The organism is Arenibacter sp. 6A1 (genome assembly GCF_012272855.1).
Taxonomy (GTDB): Bacteria; Bacteroidota; Bacteroidia; order Flavobacteriales; family Flavobacteriaceae; genus Arenibacter.
This window is the reverse complement of the sequence record NZ_JAAXCQ010000011.1, coordinates 1-17,341: the sequence shown is the minus strand read 5'-3', so window position 1 is coordinate 17,341 and position 17,341 is coordinate 1. Positions and strand designations below refer to the sequence as shown.

Here is a 17,341-nt window from a genome sequence, read left to right as displayed (position 1 = left end):
ACAATACACTCAATCTATTATTGAATTATAAATATCAACAAGGTGGAATTTATAGATTATTACAAGGTTCTTGATTTAGATAAAGGTGCCAGCCAAAGCGATATTAAAAAAGCTTATAGAAAGTTGGCCAGAAAATATCATCCAGATATAAACCCCAACAATAAGGAAGCCGAGAAAAAGTTTAAAGAAATTAATGAAGCGCATATGGTGTTGAGCAATCCTGAAAACCGTAAAAAATACGACCAATACGGTAAGGACTGGCAACATGCCGAAGAGTTTGAAAAGGCAAAAAAATCTAGACAATACAGTTATGGTCCGCAAAGCTCTGGGTCATCACAAGGTTATAGTGGACAGGATTTTTCGGATTTTTTCGAATCTATGTTTGGGGGTTCCCAAAATTTTGGTGGCAGAGGAAGAGTAAAATTTAGAGGGCAAGACCTAAATGCCTCCTTACAATTGCATATTAGGGATGTCTATACGTCCCATAAGCGAACATTGACCATCAACAATAAAAAAATCAGACTCAACATACCGGCAGGAATAGAAAATGGGCAGACTATTAAGATAAGTGGCCATGGGGGACCAGGACAACAAGGCGGACCCAATGGGGATCTTTACATTAGTTTCACTATCATAAACGATACGCCGTTTAAAAGAGACGGCAACAATTTGTATACCACGGTAAATTTAGATCTTTACAAGGCCGTATTGGGTGGAGATATCACAGTAGACTCCTTTGAAGGCCAAGTAAAACTAAAAGTAAAACCAGAGACTCAGAACGGAACTAAAGTAAAACTTAAGGGAAAAGGATTTCCTGTGTACAAAAAAGAAGGGCAGTTCGGCGATTTATATATTACCTATAATATTGTGGTCCCAACAAAGCTAAGCCCAAAGGAGAAAGAACTGTTTAGCGAGTTGGCAACCCTTAAAAAACACGCCTAATCATGGGAAACGAACATTATATAGCAATTACCGACTTCTGTATAAGCCATAATATATCCTCCAAATTTATATTGGAACTACATGATTATGGGCTAATAGAGTTGATTTCTATGGAAAAAACAAGGTACATACCTCTTCAACAATTGCCAAGGGCCGAAAAAATTCTTAGGTTATACTCAGATTTAGAGATCAATTTAGAGGGAATAGCAGTAATCAATCATTTGTTAGATCGAATCGAAAAAATGCAAGATGAGATCATTTTCCTAAAAAACAAATTACATCTCTATGAAGAATAGGTGAGGTTATTAATGGCTAATGCTGCGGGGCCCAAAATGGAATTAGCACTTGGCCCCATAGAAATAAGGACTTTTATCTTTCCTTTGTAAGCCGTAAACAGGTTTTTTTCCATACTTGCTACCGTCGGATTTAACAAGATATCTCCGGCGTTTCCCAATCCCCCTGCCAAGATAATGGCCTCTGGATCTAAATGTGCGACGGAATCGGCCAATTTACTTCCCAAAATTTCACCAGTCAGTTCAAAAGCTTTTATGGCAATAGGATCTCCATTTAAGGCTGCCTCGGCGATCATTTCTCCTTTTAGGTCATCAAAGCTTAATTTTTTTAGAGGGGAGTCTTCCGTCATTTCAGAAATAAGTTCAAAAACGGTCCGCTTTATCCCTGTTACGGAAACATAATTTTCCAAACACCCTCTTAGGCCACAATTACATTGTCGGCCATAGGGATCTACTTTGGTATGTCCCAATTCCCCAGCCAAGCCGTGTTCACCGGTCAATAATTGTCCATTAATCACTATACCGCTCCCCAATCCGGTCCCAAGGGTCAACATCACGAAGTTTTTCATTCCTTGGGCCATTCCAAAGGTCATTTCGCCTATCGCTGCGGCATTGGCATCATTAGCCACTATAGTGGGGAATTTCCATGTTTCCTCTATAGATTTAGCTAAAGGAACCGAAGCTCCCCAATTTAAATTAGGTGGATTTTCCATATTTCCGGTAAGAATATTAACATTGGGTGCTCCTACGCCAATCGCCTCTATCCTAAAAAAAGCATTGTGTTCATTAAGCAACATATTTACTTTTTCTTCGAGCTTTTGCATGAAGTTTTTATAGGGCAATTTTGCTCGAGTCTCGAATACCTTTGCCCCTAGAATCTTACCTTCCTTGGTAACCAACCCTATTTTGGTATTAGTACCTCCAATATCTATGGCCAATACTATTTTTTTCATCGCTTTTGGAATAAAACAACTATCATTTGTTGATAAATGAGTGCGTTAATACAAAGCAACGCAAATTATGTCCCCTTTGTTATGATATATATCATTTACTATCTACAATTGAGTGGTTATTTTTGAGCATTAAACCCAAAATCTTACTGTAATGAAAACATTAATCCAAGTACCGGATCTTAATTCCGAGCAGTGCAAACGCATTATAATTAGAAATCTAAGTAGAATTTTAGATTTACGAATTCTAGATATCAGTGTGGAAAACAAAACTATATCCATACGTTATAACCATCCTTTTACCCTAGAAAAGGTTAAAAAAGAATTGATGAGAATTAAAAATGCCCTTCATTCATTAACGGACTATAACGAATCTGAGATGTCCTTTTAAAGTATAGAAGTTAGCTGTTAACTAAAGCACAATAAGTATTCCTTGCTTTTGGTTCTTTTGGGGTGAATGGTTTGAATTTATTACTAATCTTAAACAATAAGACATGGAACAATCCAATAAAATAAGCGATGAGTTCTACCAAAATCTAGGAAAATTATTCTATGCAATTGCTATGGCCGACAATAAAGTTAGGCCTAGTGAGGTTGAAAAACTACATGCTGCGGTACGTGAAAATTGGGTTTCCCTGGAGGATTTTAAGGATCAATTTGGTACTGACACAGCATACCAAATCGAAATTGTTTTTGATTGGTTACAGAATGAAGAACATGAGGGTTCCATATATTTTAAAGAGTTCAGCGATTTTTATAGGGAGCATAAATCAAAATTCACCATTCCTATAAAAAAACTAATCTGGGATACCTCCAATAAAATCGCGGCTGCCTTTGCCAATAAAAATAAAGCGGAAGTTATTATTTTGACAAAGTTAAAAATCTTATTAGATGAGTAAATCCAAGAACAAAGAAGCCACTAACACAGCTGATTTTTTGTTTTAGCCTGGACTACAATACTCCTATCTTACTAGTTTGGCACTTTGAAGAACAAAAGTTACTTTTAACATACCAATCCCTCCTAAGAAATCATAAGATTTTCCCGATGCATGGCCCTTGTATGGGTTATACATCGGAAACCTTATTGTTACTATACTTTACTGTAGTGAATACTCGGTAAGGATGCCAAAGTTTCGGCCGCCTGTTCCGCAGTGATATCACGTTGTGGGTTTGCAAACATTTCATAGCCTACCATAAATTTCTTGACGGTAGCCGAACGTAATAATGGCGGATAAAAGGACATATGAAAATGCCATTCGGGATGTTCTTCTCCATCTGTTGGTGCTTGGTGTATCCCTGCAGAATAGGGGAAAGAAGTCTTAAATATATTATCGTATTTAATCGTCATGCCCTTTAAAATTTCTGCATAGGAAACTTTTTCCTTCTCCGTAAGCAAGCCTATATGGGCTATTTTTCTTTTGGGAAGTATCATAGTTTCATAGGGCCATACAGCCCAATAAGGCACTAGAGCCACAAAATGTTCGTTTTCTAGAATAATACGTTCATCCAATTTTAACTCTTGTTGCACATAATCTTCCAAAATACTTTTTTGGTTTTTCTCCCAATAATCCTTCAGTCTATCTATTTTTTTCGCTACTTCCAAAGGTATATTGTTTTGAGCCCATATCTGCCCGTGGGGATGAGGATTACTACACCCCATAACGTCCCCTTTGTTTTCAAAAATCTGAACGTGGTTAATACCTTCCATATTTCCCAGTTCTTTATATTCCTTTTGCCAGAGAGAAATAACATCTGATATGGCCGAAATAGACATGAGAGGCAAGGTTACCGAATGGTCAGGTGAAAAACAAACAACTTTGCAAAGGCCAGATTCAGACTCGGCATACAGGAGTCCATTTTCATATGTTTCCTCCTTGACATCGTTCAACAAGGCCGAAAAATCATTGACAAAAGAATACGGTTTTTTATAATCAGGATTATTTTCACCACCCATTCTTTTATTGGTAGGACATAAATAACAGGCCGGATCGTATTGAGGGCGATCTGTTTCAGCTTGTTTTTCTGTTTTCCCTTGCCATGGCCTCTTGTTTCTATGCGGAGACACTAGAATCCATTCTCCGGTCAGTATATTAAGTCTTCTATGCGGATTGTTGTTAAACTCTTTAGACATAGTATTTATTTTACGATAGAAGTTCCTTCTCTTGGTTGGGCTTCAAAAGCCGTTAACGCTATATTAAACTTTTCTGTATAAGCTTTGGAAGCGGCCTCTATAAAAGCTTCCATGGCATCTTCGTGGACCAAATTAATGGTACAGCCACCAAAACCACCACCCATCATTCTAGCTCCTAAAACTCCTTCCCTTCCTTTGGAGAAATCTACCAAGAAATCTAGTTCCGGGCAACTTACCTCATACAGTTCACTTAAGCCCTGATGAGTTTCATACATTAAAGCCCCCAGGGTTTTTAAATTATTATCTTTTAAGGCTTTTACAGCGTCAAGAACCCTTTGGTTTTCCTCAATGACATAACTGCAGCGTTTATACACTATAGGGTCCATAGTATCCTTATAGGTCGCCAATGTTTGGAGATCAACATGTCTTAAAGCCTTTACTTCTGAATTTTGTGCTTGAATCATGGCAACTCCTGTTTCGCATTCGCTACGTCTTGTATTGTATTCTCCCGTAGCTAAACTGTGCGATACATTAGTGTTTAACAACAAAACTCTATAAGGCGCTATTTCCATTGGAATATAAGTAGCTGCCAAAGATTCACAATCCAAAAGAATTACATGCCCTTCCTTGCTCATTACTGAAGCGTACTGGTCCATAATCCCACATTTGGTACCCACGTAATTATGCTCAGCGGCCCTAGATAATTCTACTATGTCCATTTTAGATAAGCCCAAATCAAAAAGTTCATTCAGACCATAGGCCAAACCACATTCCAAGGCTGCAGAAGAACTTACCCCAGATCCTATAGGCAATTTACTTTCTATTGTACAGTCAAACCCCCTTAATTTATCTGACCTTAGTGCTATTTCGTGCAGCACGCCAAGAATATAATTTTCCCATTGCACCTCGCTTTTTTCAATACAATCCAAATTAGCTTCAAATCCGGTGTCGTAGCCTAGACTGTATATCTGACATGTATTTTCAGATCCATTTTTTTGAAAACTGAATTTGATTGTTTTATCTATAGCCGTCGGCAAAATATACCCTAGGTTGTAATCCGTATGTTCTCCGATAATATTAATTCTACCTGGAGAATCGACAACCAGTTGAGGGATAAAGTTTTCTAAAAACTGCATTTATATTAGTTTGTGAATTGCTATATTCAAAAATAGAAATATTATTTTATAAATGTATTAAATACATTTATAAATCATTAAAAGGGTCTCATAATTTAATTATGACTTATGGCTTGTTAGCAGACAACATTTCTACTGTAGCTACAGTCCTAAAACCTAGGTGTTCTAAGGAAGAATCCAAGCTACTTGCCATCCTAGCAGAAATTCTATAGCTAGCACAGTAGGAAGCATTGCATAAAAACGAACCTCCTTTCATAACCTTTTCTTTGGCATATGGGGAGTTGGGGTTATAGGCCGTAGCTGCTCCTTTAGGATTCACTATTGGTTGTTGTGATGTTAGAAGCTCTTGGTAATAATTTACATTATACCAATCACTGGTCCATTCCCAAACATTTCCGGCCATATCATATAACCCAAATTCATTTGGAGGATATGACCCCACTTTTGCACGAGCTTCGAATCCGTCGGATTTACTATTATTTACAGGAAATTCGCCCTCCCAAGTATTCGCCATTTGGGATAAAACGGTATCCTCATCGCCCCAGAAATAAATACTGGCTTCTTTTTTTCCTCTTGCCGCTCTTTCCCATTCGGCCTCGGTTGGCAAACGTCTATTGGCCCATTTGCAATAAGCCAATGCATCTTCGTATGCCACTTGCACTACAGGTTCGTTATCTTTTCCTTTAATACTACTTCCGGGACCATTAGGCTGTTTCCAATTAGCGCCAACGGTCCAATTCCACCATTGGGAAAAATCAAATAGATTTGGGACCGAGTTTTTTGTTTTTTTAAAGGTCAATGACCCTGGCTGTAATATAGAATCGTGTGGTTTTGGTGTTCCTTCGGGTACTTGGGTTTTCATTTCTTCCCAGTCTATAGCCCTTTCTGCCACTGTAATATATCCGGTTTCATTTACGAATTTAGAAAACTGGGCATTGGTAACTTCGGTTACATCCATGAAAAACCCATCGACTGCTACCCTATGGGCAGGTTTTTCATGAGCCATGGCTATTTTGTCTTGTGGTACCGCCCCTTGTATAAATTCGCCCCCAGGAATCCATACCATTCCTTTAGGTGTCTTTATATTTGATGGCTTTTCATAAATAAGGCTACTGAGAACCTCTGCCGAAAATGATTCATTCAGACTTGATTTTTGTGGAGCGTTTTTCTCCACTGTTTTTTTATCTTCCTTACATTGCACCGTGAGCAAAACCAACAACAATGCACCAAATATGTTAAGACTCCTCATTCTATAAATTAATTTTCAAAAATAATGAAGGGTAAAGTTACCAATAAAATACTACTTAAAACCAAATATCCCCGAAGCAAAACTTCGGGGATATTAAATATTTATAATGTAAGAATACTCAGGACCCTGATTATTCCTGATAAATAAACTCCATTTTATAATCAGTACTTGCTACTTTCATAATAGCCTGGAATATATACTCACTAACCCTTTTTTGTCCTTCAAAATTAATAAATTCTATGGTATCTTCCGGAGTATGATATTGCGGATGACCACCGGTATGAAGACCAAGAACCGAAATGTTTTTTTTGAAAAACGAGACATGGTCCGATCCGCCTACGGACCCTGCATGTACCAATGGGGTAAGTCCTAAAGGAGGCCCTAACTCTTTCATTAATTCTACACCGCCAGGAAATGTTCCTGCTCCCCCCATATAAATATGGTTCTCAGAATTCAACCTTCCTATCATATCCATATTCACCATCAATTTAATTTGTGAAATCGGCACAATAGGATTATCAACGAAGAATTTACTACCTAATAATCCCTGTTCCTCAGCGCCAAAAGCTACTAGAATGATACTCCTTTTTAATTCTGATTGGTGAGCCTTCAATTTTTCTCCAATTTCCATCAGGGCCGAAGTTCCACTAGCATTATCGTCGGCACCGTAATGAATCGCAATTTTATCTGATTTGGTAGAAGGGCCTCCACCCATACCCAGATGGTCATAATGAGCTCCAAGAACCACATATTCGTGCTTTAAGGTATCATCATTACCTTCTATAAAACCAATTACGTTCCATGTCTTGGCCTTGCCTTTAGGGGCATCCCCCTCTTTAGACCGTAATTGGGCTTTAAACTTTTGGGTATACGATTTTGAAAAAGGCGATATCCCAGCTTCTTTAAAATCATTGATTATGTATTTTACAATCTTTCTATTTACTTTCCCTCCCGGATAACGGCCTATGTTATTTTCTGAAGTCAAAAACTCGATATGCTTTCTTAATTCTGCAGTGGTAATGTCTTGTTGTGCATTGGCAGAGAGCAAAACCATGCCCCCTAAAACAGCCGTCAAATAAATTTTTAAACTTTTCATTTTTTAATTACGTCTTGAATAAATAATTTGGAATTGCTCCTTAAAAAAAACTGTCTGAAGTTTTATAATACCTTATAAAACTCCAAACAGTGGCTCAAAAATACTACTAATAGTTAGAAAAAACAGTCCTATCCCTTACTTTTCCAAAGGATAATATTTTTTAAAGTTATTTATAAAGCTATCGGTGTTCCCTTTTTGGAAAGGAATCAAATAAAAGCCATACGTATGTTTCTCATCGCCATTTATTTGATATTCTTGCTGTGGTCTGGCATACCAACTATCGTCACCACCAACACCACGCTGTTCCATATCTATATTTAATTGTACTAAATCCCTTTCCTTAATATCTATGGTGTGTTTACTACTGTTTACGGCCGGCATCCCATCTATTCTATAGGCTTCTTCTACATTGCCTTTACCATAATCCAATCCTGGGGTTGCGTCAAAATCTTCGTTAAGCATATGCAATGCACTAATGCCTAAGTTCTTTTTGTTATCAATGGCAGAAACCACCATTAACCCGGCCCGGTCCTTATTTTCAAATGCTGCCCACCGAACTTCTGTCTTGTATCCATTCTCTTGAGGTCTTATATAAGGAACATACTGGTCGGCCACATTAGACGTATACAGATCTACAAAGGCCGAAGCTTTTCTGTCCTGATAATTCTCCCAAGGGCCACGACCTAGATAGGTCATTTGGCTGAAATCTTTTGGCAATTGCATTTTCATACCTACTCTTGGTATATCGCCTTTATAAGTTGTTGGTTCTAAGCTATTTTGTACTTTTAGCACCCCAGTACCTAAGACAGTATACACAGAAGCAAATTTGGTATCTACTCCAGGAAGTTGATACGTCACAGTAATATCTACCTGATTCTTAGTGACCTGCTGTACTTTAAAAGAGGATACCTTGGCAAATAAAGAAGCTTTTTTCCATTCAATATTTTTAAATGGCATGCCATTTCCGAAGTCATTATCTGTTACCGCTCTCCAAAAATTTGGTCTTGGACCGTTACCATCCTTGATCAATTCGGTACCCATATAAGCATACGAAATAATGTTCCCTTTAATTTTATCAAATTTTACACTAAAATCTCCATTACTTACCGTAGCAAATAATTTGTCTTGTTTTAGTGATAAGGATCCTCCTTCATTTTCCAACTTAGTTTTCTCCCAAAGAGGTTGTCTCAAAGGAATTTGCTCATGGGCCACTTCAAATCCTTTGTTAAGCAAGGACCAATCTTCCTTTAAAGTTGCAGAAACAATTACAAAATACTCCGTATTAGGAGAAATATCTACACCTTCCAAGGAAACCCGTATAATCTTAGCTGTATGTGGTTCTACTGCAACCCCACCAAAACCTTGCGTTTTTAAGACCTTTCCATTGGCTTTTATTTGAGCTGTAATATTAAACATATCCAAGTTTACAAAATCGTAAAGATTTTCTACTAATACCCTTAATTCGTTCTTTGCAGTATATCCTTTGCTTTTAAAGTTTATAAACTCATGTGCTTTTTTAACTTCGTATAAACCAGGTTGTGGCGTTCTATCTGGGAACACAATTCCGTTATTTAAGAAGCTATTGTCCGACGGCATATTCTCTCCGTAATCGCCTCCATAGGCATAATAGCGTTCTCCCTTTTCGTTGGTTTTCCAAATAGACTGATCTACCCAATCCCATATAAAACCACCTTGCAGGTTCTCGTATTTTTCAATGATATCCCAATAGTCCTGGAAATTCCCAGTACTATTGCCCATGGCATGGGCATATTCACTAGGAATAAACGGACGATCTGTTTTACTGCTTCCAATGGCTTCAAAAGTAGCCGGGGAAGGATACTGAGGCACGATGATATCGGTATTTACATCCATATCAAATAAACTACCATCCTCATCTTTATAGGTACGTTCGTATTGTACCGGCCTTTTGGAAGCATCGTGTTCTTTGATAGCCTTATATCCTGCATAGAAATTGGTACCGTTGCCGGCTTCGTTCCCCATAGACCAGATAATGATAGAAGGGTGGTTTTTATGATGCTCTACCATACGTACCATTCTATCGGTATGGGCAAGTTCCCATTCTGGTTTCTTGGCCAAGGAGTGCTCACCATAATACATACCGTGCGATTCAATATTTGCTTCATCAACCACATAAATCCCATATTTATCACATAATTCATAAAAATTATTGCCACGCGGGTAATGACTTAAACGAACTGCATTGATATTGTTCTCTTTCCACAGTCGAATATCTTTCAGAATTAATTCCTCACTCATAATATGGCCCGTTTCAGGATCGGTTTCCTGAGCGTTTACTCCTTTTAAGGTAATGCGTTGTCCGTTCACTAAAAGCAGCCCGTTCTTAATTTCGGAGGTTCTAAAACCAATGGTATTGGAAGTAGCCTCAAGCGTTCTTCCTTTTTTATCTTTGGTCGTTATCACTAAAGTGTAAAGGTTGGGTGTTTCTGCCGACCATGGCTTTACCTTTTTAATAGTATTAGAAAAGGAAATAACATTTGTATTTTCGGCCTCTACACGAAGTCCCTTGCTCTCCGAGATAACCACTTTGTTTTCACTGTCTAAAACGGCATAAGAAATTTGAGTATTTTGTGTTTTTCCACTATTGTTTTCTACCTCTAGATCTAGATTCAGCACACCATCGGTATAACTACCATCTAATAATGAAGTTACTTCAAAGTCTTTTATCCTGATTTTTGGCTGAGCATATAAATAAACGCTACGTTCAATGCCACTTATTCTCCAAAAATCCTGAGCTTCTAGATAAGAGCCATCGGTCCATCTATAGATTTGTAAGGCTATGGTATTTTTCCCAGGCTGAAGATACTTTGAGATCTTAAATTCGGCAGGCAATTTACTTCCTTGGGAATACCCCACATAGTGGCCATTGATCCAAACAAATCCACCAGATTTCATGGCTCCAATATGTAAAAACACCTCTTTTTCGATAGTCCATGAAGGGTCTAGGTGAAAATCGCGTCTATAAGATCCTACAGGATTGTAATCATGGGGAACTTTTCCTGGGTGTTTTGGATAAATGCGATCTACCAGCTCCATCTCAGAAGAAACGGGCGCCTTATAATCGGCAAACTCATATTGATGGTTGACATAAATAGGAATTCCAAACCCTTCGACCTCCCAGTTTGCAGGTACCTTAATAGTATCCCATGCTTCTACATTGACATTGGTTTGAATGAAGTCTAAAGGTCGCTCTTCTGGTCTTCTTACCCATTTAAACTTCCAAATTCCGTCTAAAGAAAGGTAATTTCCAGAAGACTTATAATTGTTTTCTACAGCTTCTTCTTCTGAGTTATAGGAATAAAATCCAGCTCTAGGGCTTTCCTTATTTTCCGATATAACCTTAGGGTCTTCTATATATTTATAGATATCACTAATGCCCTTTTGAGCATTGCCAAATTGGGTAAATAACACAGCGCAGAACACCGATACTACTAATTTATTCATAACTATTTTAAGTACAATCATCTATTAATTTTCTTCTAAGCTCCAGTCACTACCTTAGGATTTTTATCTTTTTAAGTTTTAATGAACCATACTCCAATACTAGATGGAGGTACACTTATTTGTCAGCACTCATTTTAGGCTTTTCTAAAGCCGAAAAGTCTATTTTTGGCGCTATTCCATTACTCTTTCTGCTATGAAAAGTATCCATGTCCGTTTTATCGCTAAAAAAACCACAATTTCTCATATAAAATTTATTATCGTAAGCACCGCCGGCATAATCTTCCCTTGATCCCTTTCGAGCCGTTGCGTCAGCTGTAAATTTAGCTTGGGTTAGTTCATGCCAATTGCCCTTAGTATCAGAAACCCACTGATTGGAATATTCAGCTTGCCTAGAAACAAACCCCATTTCGGTTTCGAAATTCTCTAAAAAAGAATGGGGCCTTGTGAGGTAGGTACTCGTATGAGGCCTTCTAAAGCTAGCAATCAAATGCCACTCCTTAACCTCAGGATCATAAAAATACGCCGTAAAATCGGTCGAGTTATTTTCAGAAGGTTCCCCTTTTAATAAAAATTTATAGGTAATTCCTGCTTTCCAATCAAGCACTTTATAGCTCTGCCCACCAGAACCTTCATTACCAAATTCGCCAGTGGTTACTCCTTTCCCTTTACCCAACAGTATTATTTTTTGGTCATCTGGAATTTCGTTTGGGTCCTGAGTTTCAAACGGACTCCAAACCGAGAAAAGAACCCGTCTTTCGGTCTTCGAGTTTACCTGCATTCCAAAATACCCTTGCCCAAAGCCGTTGGCCATATAATAAGAACCTATAACATCTTCATTTTCGGGAACGGTAATTTCGTTATAAAACCATAAAATATCTGTGTTCTCAGGAGTGGAATAACTTAAATGTACCGATGGTCCTCTCCTACCCCAATAAAAATCTTCCTTGACATGGGTTATTTCTGCATTCACCGCAGGACCTCCTACCAATACCTCCTTGATATCGGCCACTATGGCACCGGTTTTTTCTATTCCTTCTAACTGTATATAGTGATACCCCGGTTTGCTAATGGTAAACACTCCCACTGGTATGTTTTCAAAATTAGTGTTAGAGACAGCTATTTCCTTGGATTGGTCACCTACGCTCACCTTTATTTTAGAAATTCCTTCGGGTACTTTTATATGAAGCCCTAGATTTAATTTCCCAATGGCATCCGTCTTAAAGTAAGTGCGCAACTCATTATCTATATTTTTCCAGTTTTGAACACCTTCTTTAGTGATCATAGACTCATTTTCTCCTAGATTATTAACTACCCAAGTATTGCCTCTAGGATTAATTGTGGTCGAAAATTCTAATTTTTCCGGACTCATTAGTCCTTGAATATCTTGCTTTGGCATCGTATTACAGGAAGAAATTAAAATTGTAAAAAGTAAAAGCTTTAGGAAGTTACATCCATTGATAGACCAAGCCCATGCTTGTCGTTGCTGATTATTCAAAACTGTTTTTATCATTTTCACTCGTTGATTATTTTTTCCAATGGAATTTATTACTACTATTCTTTAAAAATAAATTATTTATCAAACCTTATCGAACAATGGTTGTATACCTATACCTCGGGACTACTGTTCGTTTTATTTTTACCTTTCAATTTCCCTGGACTTTTCCCAAATTCTTTTTTAAAGCATTTAGAAAAATATTTTGGATCATTAAATCCAACCATAAAGGCAGCTTCCGAAATAGAATAATTACACTCTCCTATTAAGACTGCTGCCTTTTTAAGGCGCATAGTTCTTACGAAATCGACTATTTTTTTTCCGGTCAAGGCTTGAAACTTTCGATATATGGCCGAATAACTCATATTAAATTCAACTGCCATATCCTCCAATTTAAAATCGGGATTCCCCATGTTATTTTCGATGAGAGCTACAATTTTATCAAGGAATATTTCGTCTTGTGATTTCAAGTTCCCTTTTTTAGGCGTACTGATCAGGTCATTTTTAAACTTAAAAAGCAAACTATCTCGTCTAGTCAGAATATTATTAACTTTTAGGATGAGCTCATTAATATTAAACGGTTTATTAATATATTCTATAGCCCCAGCACGTAAGCCCAATATTTTAGTTTGCGATTCCTTCTTTGCTGTTAACAGGATAATAGGGATATGGGCAGTATTGGCTTTCTTCAATAGCATTTCACTCATCTGAATACCGTCTATTTTTGGCATCATAACATCGCTAATAATCAAATCCGGAAGATGTTGCAACGCTAAATCGTATCCTTCTTGCCCATCATCGGCCAATATGATCTGGTAAGAGTCCCTAAAAATATCCTTTAAAGAAATTTGCAGTTCATAATTGTCTTCGACAATTAATATAGTTTTACTTTGCTTCTTGCTTGGCAAATCCTTTGTTGGAAGAATCTCTATGGTACTTTCTTCTAGCCCTTCATCTAAACTATTGGCACTCTTATTTCCTTCAGAAACACTTGTTAAATCCCTGATTATAGGAAGGGTCACAATAAAACAACTCCCTTTTTCTGGGGCAGATTTTACGTCTATAGATCCATTGTGTAAGTCTACCAACTCCTTGGTTAGTGCCAATCCTATTCCAGTCCCTATTTTCTCTTTGCCAGCACCCGTTTGGTAAAACAATTTAAAAATGCTATCGAGCTCTTCTTTAGGTATCCCAGGCCCAGAATCGGTAATAGAAAATTTAACTTGTTTGTCCCATTCCTCAACTAATATATCTAAGCTTATAGCACCTCCTTTAGGTGTGAATTTAAAGGCATTCGACAAGAGGTTATAAAAAACATGCTCTATTTTCTCCTTATCGTATGAAATGGTCAGTCCGTTCGAAGGGTAATTAAACCTAAAGCTTATCCCCTTAAATTCGGCCTGTTCTTCAAAGGAAGCCACAATCACTTTTAAATCTTCTATAATATCGCCTGGGGAAGCCCTTAGCACCAGTTTTTCTAATTCCTTATCTCGCAGAGATGTAAGTTCAAAGACAATTCTAGACAATCTACTGGCATTATTTTCTATTAATCGAAGCCTTTTTTGCAATACAACGTTCCCGCTTTTTACCGCTCTATCTATCATATTCTCCAACGGAATAAGGATTAAGGTCAAGGGGGTTTGTATTTCATGCGACATTTTGGCAAAAAAGTTCATTTTTAAGGCATATAATTCCCTTTCATGTCTATTTTGCAATTCTTCTGAAGCAAGTTTATTCCTTAATTGTAGCCATACGAAAATGCTATAAATTAAAGCTAGCGCCCACAATATATATACAATATGTGCCCAAGGTGTATTCCAAAATGGCTGAGCAATATGAATATTAATTGCAATGGGGGCAATATTCCACAAGTCTTTATCAGTGCCTGCCTTTACCTCAAAAACATAATTTCCCGGAGGAATATTGGTGTAGCTTGCCAATCGTTCATTTTCGGAAATAATCCATTCTTCATTAAACCCTTTTAAGCGATAAGCATAACTATAATTTGGAAAAAGAACATTGTCCATCGCCAAAAACCGAAATGAAAAAGATGATTGATCGTGTTCTAAAGAAAGGTCCGTTATTTTTTCGACCCCGTTTTTTAACTGTTCGGGAATCACGGAAATAGCCGGTTGGTTTAAAATTTTGATCTCCTCGAAGAGTAAGTTAGGGACGTACTCTTTCTTTTTAAGGCTGTTGGGTTTAAAATAATTGACTCCGTTTAAACTTCCAAAATACAGATACCCATCGACTCCCTTATGAGCGCTTCGTGGCATAAAATAATTATCTTGCAATCCATCCTTATCGTAAAAAATTCTAAGCAGGGAATCCTTTTCGCTATAGTTCCACAACCCATGCGTAGATCCCAACCACAATTTTCCTTCAGAATCCGATACCACCGATCTAAAAGCCACTTTATTTACAAGATCATTAATCCCAATGGTCTTAAACTTCCCTGTTTTCGGGTTGAATTTTATTAAACTGCCCTGAGTAGCCACAATCCATATATCCCCATTGGCAACTGCTGCCATGGATTGAATTCTAAAACTCTTCTTCGTTTGACCTTTTTCGTCTACATAAGGGTACTGTTTAAATGTAGATTTAGAAAAATTTGAAAAATCTTCTTTAAACTCAAATAAACCCCCACCATCACTCCCCAACCATAAGCCCCCCTTATCGTCCTGAACAATGCTTTGAGTTATTAAACCGAACAGCCCTGCACTATTATTCGGAAAACTTGCCAACAACCGATCTTTGTCCGCAAATACATAAATCCCTATATCGGTAGCCACCCATATTCTGTCCTTAGCATCCCGAAAACTTGTTCTTACATCGGATGCCTGTAGCCCATTAGCATCCTTAAGGGGTATTTTGGAAAACTCTTGATTTTCTTTATCGTACACCCATAGCCCATTCTTATAGGTACCTATCCAGATATCGTTGTTACGATCCTCAATTATGGTATGTATATAAAAGGCCTTTTGCTCCTTTGAAGAGGCAAAGAATTGTTTTTCTGATTTGTTTTCTTCTGATAGCCTAATTAAGCCCTGCCCATCTGTCCCTATCCATAAAACATTGTTTGTTGCCCTATATATTGATAAGACCCGCGCCGTTTTGTTATTTAGGGATCCGGAATGATACTTAAATTGACCATCTGGATTAGGGAGGATTTTTATATCCCCATAATTGCTGATGACCCATAAGTTATGGTTTATATCCTCATTTATATCTAAAATGGTATTACTGCTCAGAGAAAATTCATTAAGGTCGTTGTGCTTGTAGTTTTGAAACTCATCCGTATCCAAATTAATTTTATAGAGGCCGTTACCATCCGTGCCGATCCAAACAATCCCTTTAGAATCCTTGTACATAAAGGTAAATGGTTCGCTAAGGAGATTCTTTCTTTTTTCGACAAAAATGGCATCCTGCACAAAGGTTCTTTTATCAAAATCGTAGATTAGCAACCCACGATTAACATAAGAAGACCCAAGCCAAAGTCGATCTTGATTATCTAAAAGCAAAATTAAATTATCTGGAATTCTCCTTTTATACGGAACATTAAATTCCTCTAATTCTCCGGTAACCAAAGAATAAATATAAACGGGGCCCATATAAGTACTAACGATCAATTGTTCTGAATTCCGGACAACCATCGATGTCAATTCTATACTTCCTTCCGTAACATTAGGTATGGTAGTAATACCTTCCAATTTTCCAGTTAAAACATCATATGTAAAAATCCCACCGTTTGCCGTCCCTAACCACAAGGTGCCATTTTCTTCCATGAACATGGTTATTTTATGGTTTTTTAAAATGGAATTTGCTTTCTCGGCAATTGGAAGAAAGGTATCATTCACGGCCAGATAGCGCAATTCACCACTTGTAGACAAGACCCAAATACGGCTATGACTATCCTTTAAAATTTTCTTTACCTCGTTTTGATTTAGATCGTCCTTGAATATTTTATCAGAAGAAATATATGTAAACCTGTGCCCATCATATTTAGATAATCCATTTCCATGGGCTAACCAAACAAACCCCAAGCTATCTTGAACGGTTTGATCTACTCTTACTTTTTGATTATCGAGTGTAAAAGGAAGTTTAATGAAGTTAGAAGATTTTTGGGAATACACAGCGGTATTTCCTAAGAACCAAAGCCATAACATTACCCCTAGCAGTGGTTCCCTAATTAACTTCCTTTTTGTAAACATATAAATATATTAACTCTAACTAAACATAGATGTAACAAATATATTCAATAATATCAATAACCTAAAGCGGTCATTTTGGTTAAAATGGTGTAAAATCTGCCTGTTTTCGGGGCATATCCGATTTTACCCCCCTAAAATGTGAATAAATTACACCTTATTTTTTCACATAATATTAATATTTGTTGGCCTTTATTTAACACAAAAAAGAATCAATGAATCACAGGAGAAATTTTATCAAAAAGACCGCTATAACATCGGCCGGTATTGCTATTCTTCCGAACATATCTTTAGGGAAATCGTTTAAAAGAAATACGGAGAAATTAAAAGTTGCTGTTTTAGGGATTGGACTTAGAGGAAC

At 37.4% G+C, this 17,341-nt stretch carries 13 protein-coding genes; 5 read left to right on the top strand and 8 right to left on the bottom strand.

Translation table 11 applies throughout. The features are described from left to right. Window positions 1-42: 42 nt before the first annotated feature. Complete coding sequence (locus tag HCG49_RS11330; RefSeq protein WP_168469652.1) at window positions 43-942, top strand: DnaJ C-terminal domain-containing protein; 900 nt, start codon at window positions 43-45, stop codon at window positions 940-942. A 2-nt stretch (window positions 943-944) separates the two neighbouring features. Further along, window positions 945-1,238, top strand: coding sequence for a chaperone modulator CbpM (locus HCG49_RS11325; RefSeq protein WP_168469651.1), 294 nt, complete (start codon window positions 945-947; stop codon window positions 1,236-1,238). Here HCG49_RS11325 and HCG49_RS11320 read toward each other — a convergent pair. Then, complete coding sequence (locus HCG49_RS11320; protein WP_168469650.1) at window positions 1,226-2,188, bottom strand: ROK family protein; 963 nt, start codon at window positions 2,186-2,188, stop codon at window positions 1,226-1,228. The genes HCG49_RS11325 and HCG49_RS11320 overlap by 13 nt on opposite strands. Window positions 2,189-2,339: 151 nt before the next feature. Between HCG49_RS11320 and HCG49_RS11315 the strand changes: the two genes are divergently transcribed. Together HCG49_RS11315 and HCG49_RS11310 are read left to right on the top strand one after the other, a co-directional pair. Further along, window positions 2,340-2,576, top strand: a complete 237-nt coding sequence (locus HCG49_RS11315; RefSeq protein ID WP_168469649.1) for a hypothetical protein — start codon at window positions 2,340-2,342, stop codon at window positions 2,574-2,576. 103 nt (window positions 2,577-2,679) lie between these two features. Then, window positions 2,680-3,084 carry a hypothetical protein gene (locus tag HCG49_RS11310; protein WP_168469648.1) on the top strand — a complete coding sequence of 135 codons (405 nt, stop codon included), beginning with the start codon at window positions 2,680-2,682 and terminating at the stop codon, window positions 3,082-3,084. A gap of 191 nt (window positions 3,085-3,275) precedes the next feature. Here HCG49_RS11310 and HCG49_RS11305 read toward each other — a convergent pair whose 3' ends face one another. From HCG49_RS11305 to HCG49_RS11275, 7 genes are all read right to left on the bottom strand, one after another. Next, a complete protein-coding gene (locus tag HCG49_RS11305) occupies window positions 3,276-4,316 on the bottom strand; it encodes a UDP-glucose--hexose-1-phosphate uridylyltransferase (protein WP_168469647.1) in 1,041 nt (346 codons plus the stop codon). A 5-nt stretch (window positions 4,317-4,321) separates the two neighbouring features. After that, window positions 4,322-5,452, bottom strand: coding sequence for a galactokinase (gene galK / locus HCG49_RS11300; RefSeq protein ID WP_168469646.1), 1,131 nt, complete (start codon window positions 5,450-5,452; stop codon window positions 4,322-4,324). A 106-nt stretch (window positions 5,453-5,558) separates the two neighbouring features. Next, a complete protein-coding gene (locus tag HCG49_RS11295; RefSeq protein ID WP_168469645.1) occupies window positions 5,559-6,701 on the bottom strand; it encodes a formylglycine-generating enzyme family protein in 1,143 nt (380 codons plus the stop codon). Between the two features lie 130 nt (window positions 6,702-6,831). Continuing rightward, the gene (locus HCG49_RS11290) at window positions 6,832-7,797 is read right to left on the bottom strand and encodes a M28 family metallopeptidase (protein ID WP_168469644.1); all 966 of its coding nucleotides are present in this window, start codon (window positions 7,795-7,797) and stop codon (window positions 6,832-6,834) included. A gap of 135 nt (window positions 7,798-7,932) precedes the next feature. Further along, window positions 7,933-11,280 (bottom strand): glycoside hydrolase family 2 TIM barrel-domain containing protein, encoded by a 3,348-nt coding sequence (locus HCG49_RS11285; protein WP_168469643.1) that lies wholly within the window; start codon window positions 11,278-11,280, stop codon window positions 7,933-7,935. A 115-nt stretch (window positions 11,281-11,395) separates the two neighbouring features. Then, window positions 11,396-12,790 carry a DUF3472 domain-containing protein gene (locus HCG49_RS11280; RefSeq protein WP_240938688.1) on the bottom strand — a complete coding sequence of 465 codons (1,395 nt, stop codon included), beginning with the start codon at window positions 12,788-12,790 and terminating at the stop codon, window positions 11,396-11,398. 95 nt (window positions 12,791-12,885) lie between these two features. After that, window positions 12,886-16,983, bottom strand: coding sequence for a two-component regulator propeller domain-containing protein (locus HCG49_RS11275; protein WP_168469642.1), 4,098 nt, complete (start codon window positions 16,981-16,983; stop codon window positions 12,886-12,888). 212 nt (window positions 16,984-17,195) lie between these two features. Here HCG49_RS11275 and HCG49_RS18840 point away from each other — a divergent pair. Next, window positions 17,196-17,341 (top strand): twin-arginine translocation signal domain-containing protein (locus HCG49_RS18840; RefSeq protein ID WP_168469641.1); only part of this gene is annotated, 146 nt, incomplete at its 3' end.

Bases quoted from the DNA above. Each gene is read 5' to 3' on its own strand.
- galK (WP_168469646.1), bottom strand. From the start codon at position 5,452: ATGCAGTTTTTAGAAAACTTTATCCCTCAACTGGTTGTCGATTCTCCA.
- HCG49_RS11280 (WP_240938688.1), bottom strand. From the start codon at position 12,790: ATGATAAAAACAGTTTTGAATAATCAGCAACGACAAGCATGGGCTTGG.
- HCG49_RS11305 (WP_168469647.1), bottom strand. From the start codon at position 4,316: ATGTCTAAAGAGTTTAACAACAATCCGCATAGAAGACTTAATATACTG.
- HCG49_RS11315 (WP_168469649.1), top strand. From the start codon at position 2,340: ATGAAAACATTAATCCAAGTACCGGATCTTAATTCCGAGCAGTGCAAA.
- HCG49_RS11325 (WP_168469651.1), top strand. From the start codon at position 945: ATGGGAAACGAACATTATATAGCAATTACCGACTTCTGTATAAGCCAT.
- HCG49_RS11290 (WP_168469644.1), bottom strand. From the start codon at position 7,797: ATGAAAAGTTTAAAAATTTATTTGACGGCTGTTTTAGGGGGCATGGTT.
- HCG49_RS11285 (WP_168469643.1), bottom strand. From the start codon at position 11,280: ATGAATAAATTAGTAGTATCGGTGTTCTGCGCTGTGTTATTTACCCAA.
- HCG49_RS11295 (WP_168469645.1), bottom strand. From the start codon at position 6,701: ATGAGGAGTCTTAACATATTTGGTGCATTGTTGTTGGTTTTGCTCACG.
- HCG49_RS11275 (WP_168469642.1), bottom strand. From the start codon at position 16,983: ATGTTTACAAAAAGGAAGTTAATTAGGGAACCACTGCTAGGGGTAATG.
- HCG49_RS11310 (WP_168469648.1), top strand. From the start codon at position 2,680: ATGGAACAATCCAATAAAATAAGCGATGAGTTCTACCAAAATCTAGGA.
- HCG49_RS11320 (WP_168469650.1), bottom strand. From the start codon at position 2,188: ATGAAAAAAATAGTATTGGCCATAGATATTGGAGGTACTAATACCAAA.